The following is a 7217-nucleotide window of genomic DNA, read 5'->3' as shown; positions in this document are numbered from 1 at the left end:
GCGGCCGGGGGCTCCGCCGCCGCGCAGCCGGTCACCAGGAGGGCGGCGGCGGTCAGCGCCGCCCACAGCGCGATCGTCTTCTTCACGCGCTGTGGGATGCCCGAACAGCTCGAAAGGTTGCTCTATTTTCGTTCGGGTGTCGCCGTATCGCCCCCGGCCGCTCGTCGTGCGTCGCCCGGCGGCTATTCGACCGACTCGAAGCGCCAGCGGTGGACCGGGCGGGTGATGAGCTCCGCGTCCGGCTCCGGCAGCTCGGGCAGCTCGGCGTCGAAGGTCTCCGCCTCCCACCAGGTGAGGACGAGGACCCGGTCCTGCGGGGCCCGGAGGACCTCCCGGCGGACCGGCTCACGGGCCAGGACCCGCGCCCGGGCCCATTCGAGGAGCTCGGCGCCCCGGCCCTGCGCGGCCCGCGCCTCCCACATGAGGGTGAGCCTCATGAGTACAGGTTCTCCTTGCTGACCTCGTGCACGTGATCGTGATCGTGGGAGTGGCCGTGCGCGTGCGCGCCCGGCACGTGCGGGTCCGTCACCGGCAGCGACGAGTCCGCCGACAGTTCCAGGTCGGAGGCGGCCCGGTTGCGGGCCACCATCTCGGAGCCGAGGGCCGCGACCATCGCGCCGTTGTCCGTGCACAGTCCGGGCCGGGGCACCCGCAGCCGAATCCCGGCCCGCTCGCAGCGCTCCTGGGCCAGTGCCCGGAGCCGCGAGTTGGCGGCGACGCCGCCGCCGATCATCAGGTGGTCGACGCCCTCGTCCTTGCAGGCCCGGACGGCCTTGCGGGTGAGGACGTCCACGACGGCCTCCTGGAAGGACGCGGCGACGTCCCGCACCGGCACCTCCTCGCCGGCCGCCCGCTTGGCCTCGATCCAGCGGGCCACGGCGGTCTTGAGGCCGGAGAAGGAGAAGTCGTACGCCGGGTCCCGGGAGCCGCTCAGACCGCGCGGGAACGCGATCGCGGCCGGGTCGCCCTCCCTGGCGAGCCGGTCGATGACCGGGCCGCCGGGGAAGCCGAGGTCGAGAACGCGGGCGATCTTGTCGAAGGCCTCGCCCGCCGCGTCGTCGATGGTGGCGCCCATCGGGCGCACGTCGGAGGTGATGTCGGAGGAGAGCAGCAGCGAGGAGTGCCCGCCGGAGACCAGCAGGGCCATCGTCGGCTCGGGCAGCTTCCCGTGCTCCAGCTGGTCGACGCAGATGTGCGAGGCCAGGTGGTTGACGCCGTAGAGCGGCTTGCCGAGGGCGTACGCGTACGCCTTGGCCGCCGACACGCCGACGAGCAGCGCGCCCGCGAGGCCGGGGCCCGCCGTGACGGCGATGCCGTCGAGGTCCTTCGCGGAGACGCCGGCCGTCTTCAGGGCGCGCTCGATCGTCGGGACCATCGCCTCCAGGTGGGCGCGGGAGGCGATCTCGGGCACGACCCCGCCGAAGCGGGCGTGGGTGTCGACGCTGGACGCGACGGCGTCCGCGAGGAGCGTGGTCCCGTGGACGATGCCGACGCCGGTCTCGTCGCAGGAGGTCTCGATGCCGAGTACGAGCGGTTCGTCAGCAGCCATCAGAATCAGTCTCAGTTCCTTGAACGGTCAGTCGCATCACGAGCGCGTCGACGTTCCCGGGCTGGTAGTAGCCGCGCCGGAAACCGATGGGCTCGAAGCCGAAGCGCTCGTACAGCTTCTGGGCCCGGGTGTTGTCCACGCGCACTTCGAGGAGCACCTCTTCGCACTCGAAGGCGGTGGCGTGGTGGAGCAGGTCGGTGAGGAGCCGGGCGCCGAGTCCGGTGCCCCACTGGTCGCGGGAGACGGCGATCGTCTGGACGTCGCCGAGCCCGCCGGCCGCGGCGAGCCCGGCGTAGCCGACGATCGCGCCGCCCGCGGTCTCCGCCACGAGGTAGCGGCGGGTGGCCCGCGGGCCGCGCGCGTGCGCGAGTTCGGACCAGAACATCCCCGCCGACCAGGCGTCCTCGGGGAACAGCTCGTCCTCCAGGGCCAGCACCGGTGCGATGTCCCACCAGCGCATCTCGCGCAGTTCCACGGCCCCGGTCACTGGGGAGTGACCACCTTGTAGTTCTTCGGCACCTGGGCGTCGGGGCGGCGCAGGTACATCGGCAGCGGGTCGAGGAAGCCGCCGTCCCCGGCCGCGAGCCGCTCCGCGGCGAGCGCGGCGAGCGCGGCCGCCGACTGGTGCTCGGGGTCGCGGGCGTCGGGGAACGCCTCGGGGTAGAGGCGGGCGCCCGCGCCGACGACGGGGAGGCCGGCGAGCCGCTCGGCGATCCCGGCGGGCCGGTCGACGGCCGCGTCGGTCACCCGCGTGCGGGAGTCCTCGTACCGCGCCCAGTAGACCTCCTTGCGGCGCGCGTCCGTGGCGACGGCGAAGGGCTCGTCGATCCCGGAGGCGTAGGCGAGGCCGTCCAGGGTGCACAGGCCGTGCACCGGCACGCCGAGCGCGGAGGAGAAGGTCGCGGCGGTGACGAGGCCGACCCGGAGGCCGGTGTACGGCCCGGGGCCGACGCCGACGACGATCCCGGTGACCGCGTCGAGCTTCAGCCCGGCCTCCTTGAGGACCCGGTCGACGGCGGGCAGCAGCAGCTCCCCGTGACGGCGGGCGTCGACCTGCTCCGACGAGGCGAGGACGGCCTCGCCGTCGTGGAGGGCGACGGTGACGGCGGGGGTGGCGGTATCCATGGCGAGCAACAGCACGCGAACAGCCTACGGCTCCCGGGCACGCTGCCCCGCCGCTCGCTCGCCCTGCTGCTACCGTCACCCTTCGATACGTTCGTACGAGAGGTGGGCACGGTGGCACGGAGCAGCTCGGGATTCGTGGCCGGGCTCACGGCGGCGGCCGTCGCCGCGGTCTGCTTCCTGGCCTACCAGGCCTCGGCGAACGCCCCGGCCGACGTCTCGGCCGCGCCCCGGACCCCCGGCACCTCCGCCCCCTCGGTCTCCCCGAGCGGCGGCCCGAAGCAGCCGGCGAAGAACCCCCTGGCGGTACCGGCGGCCTCCGGCACCGGCGAGCGCGTCGTGTACTCCCTCGGCGAGCGCCGGGTCTGGATCGTCGCCGCGGACGGCAAGGCCGGCCGGACGTTCCCGGTGATGGCGAGCACGGTGGACCCGGCACCCGGCTCGTACAGCGTGACGTCCCGCTCGGGCTCGGTCCGCGGCTCGGACGGCGTGCAGATCGAGCACGTGGTGCGGTTCACGACGGCCCAGGACGTGGCGATCGGCTTCAGCGCGGCGGTCGACGGCTCGACGCCGAGCCCGGACCCGGCGCGGAAGACCGGCGGCATCCGCATGAAGCGGGCCGACGGGGACGCGCTGTGGACGTTCGCGGTGATCGGCGCGAAGGTCGTCGTCGTCCCGTAGCCACGGGCACCCGCGAGCGAAGCCGCCTGCCCGGGGGGCACCCCCGGGCCGCGAGCGGGCCACCGCCTGACGGGCCCCCGACAGGCCCTACGCCGCTCTGCCGCGCACGACCCGCGTGATCCGCTCGACCTGCCCGGCCCTCGCTCCGCGCTCCTCCTCCACCTGGCCGGGGAACCGGCCCGGCGGGGTCGACACGGCGCGGGCCGCCGCGCAGGATGCCAGCAGTTCACTCATCGAGACGTGGTCCCGGACGGGTTCCGCGCGCTTCGGCGTCGCCATGCATGCCTCCCGTAGGTTAGGTTCACCTAACCAGATCGTGCATCCATGTCACCACGGCACGTGCGAACGGCGCAACACCTTCCCGACACGTTGTCGGAAACTACGTACCACCGTGGGTCCGGCATACCGCCGGTCAGAGCAGACCCAGGTCCTCCTCGGCCCAGCGCGCGCCGATCCCGCGCAGCTCGACCGTGCGCCGGTCGTCCTCGGTGTCGCCCGTCACCCGGTGGATCAGCAGGTGCAGCCGGTCGTCCGTGAGCTCCTCGACCTTCCCGTCGCCCCACTCGACGACCACGACGGAGTCGTGCAGCGAGACGTCCAGGTCGAGGTCCTCCATCTCGTCGAGACCGCCGCCGAGTCGGTACGCGTCGACGTGCACCAGGGCCGGACCGCCGACCAGGGACGGGTGGACGCGGGCGATCACGAAGGTCGGGGAGGTGACGGCGCCGCGCACGCCGAGGCCCTCGCCGAGGCCCCGGGTGAGGGTGGTCTTCCCGGCGCCGAGTTCACCGGTGAGCATGACGAGGTCCCCGGGGCGGAGGATCTTCGCGAGACGGCGGCCGAGCTCCTGCATCTGCTGGGGGGAGTCGATGGCGAGGGTCGCGCCGGAGACGGGCGGGTGCGCTGCTTCCATACCCGCCAACTTAGCCGTTGCGGGTGTCCGGCCTCACCGTCGCGGCGGCCGCCGCCGTGTCCGGGACGGCCCCCGCCCGGACGAGCAGGTCGGCGAGGCGGTCGGTGACCGCCTCCGGGTGCTCCAGCATCACCAGATGGCCGCCGTCGGGGACGATGACCAGCTCCGCGTCCGGGAGGAGGTCGGCGATGGCCTCGGTGTGCGAGCTGGGGGTGACCAGGTCGTGGTCGCCGGCGAGCGCGAGCACCGGGACGCCGGCGAACACCGGCAGGGCGGCCGCCTTGTCGTGCTCGGCGAAGGCCGGATAGAAGGCGGCGACGACATCGATGGGGGTGGACTCGATCATCCGCTCGGCGAAGCGGGCGACGGCGGGATCCACGTCCTTCGAGGAGAACGAGTACTTCTTGATCAGCCCGGCGAACAGGTCCGCGGTCGCCCGCCGGCCCCGCTCCACCAGCTCTGCCTGCGAGCCGAGCGCCCGCAGCACGCCGGGCAGCACCCACCGGACGGCGTTGACGCCGGCGATCGGGAGGCCGTACGAGACCTCGCCGAGCTTTCCGGCGGACGTACCGACGAAGGCGACGCCGACGACCCGTTCGCGGACGAACTCCGGGTACCGGTCCGCGAGCGCCATGATCGTCATGCCGCCCATCGAGTGCCCGACGAGGACGATCGGGCCCTCGGGAGCGGCGGTGTCGAGGACCGCCTTGAGGTCGCGGCCCAGCTGGTCGATGGCGACGGGCACCGCGTCGGCGCCCGACTGGGCGACGCCCTGACCCGAGCGGCCGTGGCTGCGCTGGTCCCAGTGGACGGTGCGGACGAGACCGCTCAGCGCGGCCCGCTGGAAGTGCCAGGAGTCCTGGTTGAGGCAGTAGCCGTGACTGAAGACGACCGTGACGGGGGCGGGCTCCTTGCGCCCGAAGAGCCGCCGCCGGCGGGCGGGCGGGGTGTCCGGCGCCACCTCGTCGACCTCGTAGTACAGGACGGTCGAGTCGTCGGCGAGGGCCCGGCCGGGGGTCCCGCGCAGCCCGCCGTACGGGCCGGTGGAGTCGAGGGCGAGCCGTGCCTTCTGCCGTACGGAACGGCCGACGGTGAGCCGCTCGACGGCCACCCCGGCGGCGGCTCCCGCCGCCAGGACGCCTATCGCGGCGCCGGCGAATCCGGCGCGGCGCCAGGTGCCGGTGCTGCTGGACTCGCCCATGAACCCCCCTCTACTCGCCCAGGTACACGCGCGGGACGCGCGCGCCGATCCGGGTGACGATCTCGTACGCGATGGTGTCGGCGGCCACCGCCCAGTCCTCGGCGGTCGGCTCCCCCCGGTCGCCGGGGCCGAACAGCACGGCCTCGGTGCCCGGCGCGGGCACCTCACCGCCCAGGTCGACGACGAACTGGTCCATGGCGACGCGCCCGGCCACGGTGCGGACGGTGCCGTCGACGAGGACGGGGCCCCGGCCGGAGGCGTGCCGGGGGACGCCGTCGGCGTAGCCCAGCGGGACCAGACCGAGGGTGGTCTCCTCGTCGGTGACGTAGTGGTGGCCGTAGCTGACGCCGTGGCCGGCCGGGACCTGCTTGACCAGGGCGACGCTCGCCTTGAGCGACATCACCGGCCGCAGCCCCAGCTCGGCGGAGGTGCCCAGCTCCGGGCTCGGGGACACGCCGTACAGCGCGATGCCCGGCCGGACCAGGTCGAAGTGGGACTCGGGGAGCGTCAGGGTGGCCGGCGAGTTGGCGATGTGCCGGACCTCGGGCCGGACACCGGCCTTCTCGGCGTGGTCGAGCATCGTGCGGAAGACGTCGAGCTGCGCGGCGATGGAGGGGTGGTGCGGCTCGTCCGCACAGGCGAAGTGCGACCAGAGGCCGGTGACCTTGACGAGCCCCTCCGCCTCGGCGTCGACGGCCGCCCCGACCAGCTCGGGCCAGTCGGCGGGCTGGCAGCCGTTACGCCCGAGGCCGGTGTCGGCCTTCAGCTGGATACGCGCGGTGCCGCCGGTCCTCCGGGCCGCCTCGACGACCTCCTCCAGGGCCCACATGCCGCTCACGGACATGTCGAGACCGGCCTCGATGCCCTGGTCCCAGGGGTCGCCGGGGGTCCAGAGCCAGCACATGACGGGGACGCCGGTGATCCCGGCGGCGCGCAGCGCGAGAGCCTCGTGCGGGGTGGCCGTACCGAGCCAGTCCGCACCGGCGTCCAGGGCCGCGCGGGCACAGCGCACCGCGCCGTGTCCATACGCGTCGGCCTTGACCACGGCCATGATCCGGACGTGGGGGGCGACGCGGGCGCGCAGCGTGCGGAGGTTGGCACGCAGGGCACCGAGATCGATCTCGGCACGGGCTCTGCGGGGCGGCGGTGTCTCAGTCATCGCGCACAGTCTCTCAGGTGTCGGCTCCAGGACCGCTTTCCCCGGCTGTAGACCCGGTCACCCTGGCGCGCCAAGCCCCGGGATCCCCGGCCGGAACCGCCAGGACCGCGACCACCACCGGGCGTGGCGAGCGGCCACGAGCGGCGACCAGGAACCGACGGCCGTACGACCGTCACCGCCGACCACTCCCGGCCGACGCCACCGCCACCCCGGCCCGCGCGCCCGCGCCGCCCCGGCCACTCCCAAGCGACGTCACGGCCACCCGGCGTGGCGAGCCGCCCGCGAACGACGGACACGAACCGACGCCCCCACCGACGCACCGGACCGGGCCTGGCCTGGCCGCCCCGGGCCGGGCCGGGGCCTGCGGACGCCGGCCGCCCCCGCGCGGGGCCTGGCACCGCCACCCCGGCCCGCGCGCCCGCGCCGCCCCGGCCACTCCCAAGCGACGTCACGGCCACCCGGCGTGGCGAGCCGCCCGCGAACGACGGACACGAACCGACGCCCCCACCGACGCACCGGACCGGGCCTGGCCTGGCCGCCCCGGGCCGGGCCGGGGCCTGCGGACGCCGGCCGCCCCCGCGCGGGGCCTGGC

Annotated in this window: 9 protein-coding genes; 1 reads left to right on the top strand and 8 read right to left on the bottom strand. The window is 74.6% G+C overall.

Annotation, left to right across the window (positions count from 1 at the left end):
- Positions 1-182 precede the first annotated feature (182 nt).
- The 4 genes from EAO70_RS28795 to tsaB are packed head-to-tail and all read right to left on the bottom strand — an operon-like array spanning position 183 to position 2689.
- The gene (locus EAO70_RS28795) at positions 183-437 is read right to left on the bottom strand and encodes a hypothetical protein (RefSeq protein WP_148005788.1); all 255 of its coding nucleotides are present in this window, start codon (positions 435-437) and stop codon (positions 183-185) included.
- Complete coding sequence (gene tsaD / locus EAO70_RS28790) at positions 434-1549, bottom strand: tRNA (adenosine(37)-N6)-threonylcarbamoyltransferase complex transferase subunit TsaD (RefSeq protein WP_148005787.1); 1116 nt, start codon at positions 1547-1549, stop codon at positions 434-436. Before tsaD ends, EAO70_RS28795 begins: the two co-directional genes overlap by 4 nt.
- The gene (gene rimI, locus EAO70_RS28785; protein WP_148006565.1) at positions 1539-2009 is read right to left on the bottom strand and encodes a ribosomal protein S18-alanine N-acetyltransferase; all 471 of its coding nucleotides are present in this window, start codon (positions 2007-2009) and stop codon (positions 1539-1541) included. Before rimI ends, tsaD begins: the two co-directional genes overlap by 11 nt.
- Positions 2010-2032: 23 nt before the next feature.
- Positions 2033-2689, bottom strand: coding sequence for a tRNA (adenosine(37)-N6)-threonylcarbamoyltransferase complex dimerization subunit type 1 TsaB (gene tsaB, locus EAO70_RS28780; RefSeq protein WP_148005786.1), 657 nt, complete (start codon positions 2687-2689; stop codon positions 2033-2035).
- Between the two features lie 96 nt (positions 2690-2785).
- Between tsaB and EAO70_RS28775 the strand changes: the two genes are divergently transcribed.
- Positions 2786-3352 (top strand): L,D-transpeptidase, encoded by a 567-nt coding sequence (locus tag EAO70_RS28775; RefSeq protein ID WP_261993102.1) that lies wholly within the window; start codon positions 2786-2788, stop codon positions 3350-3352.
- Between the two features lie 87 nt (positions 3353-3439).
- On the opposite strand, the gene EAO70_RS28770 is transcribed toward EAO70_RS28775, so the two are convergent.
- The 4 genes from EAO70_RS28770 to alr all read right to left on the bottom strand — a co-directional run bounded on the left by EAO70_RS28770 (position 3440) and on the right by alr (position 6625).
- A complete protein-coding gene (locus tag EAO70_RS28770) occupies positions 3440-3631 on the bottom strand; it encodes a hypothetical protein (protein ID WP_148005785.1) in 192 nt (63 codons plus the stop codon).
- Positions 3632-3764: 133 nt separating this feature from the next.
- On the bottom strand, positions 3765-4265 hold the full coding sequence (tsaE, locus tag EAO70_RS28765) for a tRNA (adenosine(37)-N6)-threonylcarbamoyltransferase complex ATPase subunit type 1 TsaE (RefSeq protein ID WP_148005784.1): 501 nt from the start codon (positions 4263-4265) through the stop codon (positions 3765-3767).
- Positions 4266-4275: 10 nt separating this feature from the next.
- A complete protein-coding gene (locus tag EAO70_RS28760; protein WP_148005783.1) occupies positions 4276-5466 on the bottom strand; it encodes an alpha/beta fold hydrolase in 1191 nt (396 codons plus the stop codon).
- Between the two features lie 10 nt (positions 5467-5476).
- Positions 5477-6625 (bottom strand): alanine racemase, encoded by a 1149-nt coding sequence (gene alr, locus EAO70_RS28755; protein WP_148005782.1) that lies wholly within the window; start codon positions 6623-6625, stop codon positions 5477-5479.
- Positions 6626-7217: the final 592 nt, after the last annotated feature.

This window comes from Streptomyces sp. adm13(2018), from assembly GCF_008042145.1.
In the GTDB taxonomy this organism is placed as follows: domain Bacteria; phylum Actinomycetota; class Actinomycetes; order Streptomycetales; family Streptomycetaceae; genus Streptomyces.
The sequence above is the reverse complement of the archived record's forward strand: the minus strand, read 5'-3'. Positions and strand labels throughout refer to the sequence as shown.

What these genes read in the sequence shown, in the direction of transcription:
- EAO70_RS28795 (WP_148005788.1), bottom strand. Translation starts at nt 437, where the DNA reads ATGAGGCTCACCCTCATGTGGGAGGCGCGGGCCGCGCAGGGCCGGGGC.
- tsaD (WP_148005787.1), bottom strand. Translation starts at nt 1,549, where the DNA reads ATGGCTGCTGACGAACCGCTCGTACTCGGCATCGAGACCTCCTGCGAC.
- rimI (WP_148006565.1), bottom strand. Translation starts at nt 2,009, where the DNA reads ATGCGCTGGTGGGACATCGCACCGGTGCTGGCCCTGGAGGACGAGCTG.
- EAO70_RS28770 (WP_148005785.1), bottom strand. Translation starts at nt 3,631, where the DNA reads ATGGCGACGCCGAAGCGCGCGGAACCCGTCCGGGACCACGTCTCGATG.
- tsaE (WP_148005784.1), bottom strand. Translation starts at nt 4,265, where the DNA reads ATGGAAGCAGCGCACCCGCCCGTCTCCGGCGCGACCCTCGCCATCGAC.
- EAO70_RS28760 (WP_148005783.1), bottom strand. Translation starts at nt 5,466, where the DNA reads ATGGGCGAGTCCAGCAGCACCGGCACCTGGCGCCGCGCCGGATTCGCC.
- alr (WP_148005782.1), bottom strand. Translation starts at nt 6,625, where the DNA reads ATGACTGAGACACCGCCGCCCCGCAGAGCCCGTGCCGAGATCGATCTC.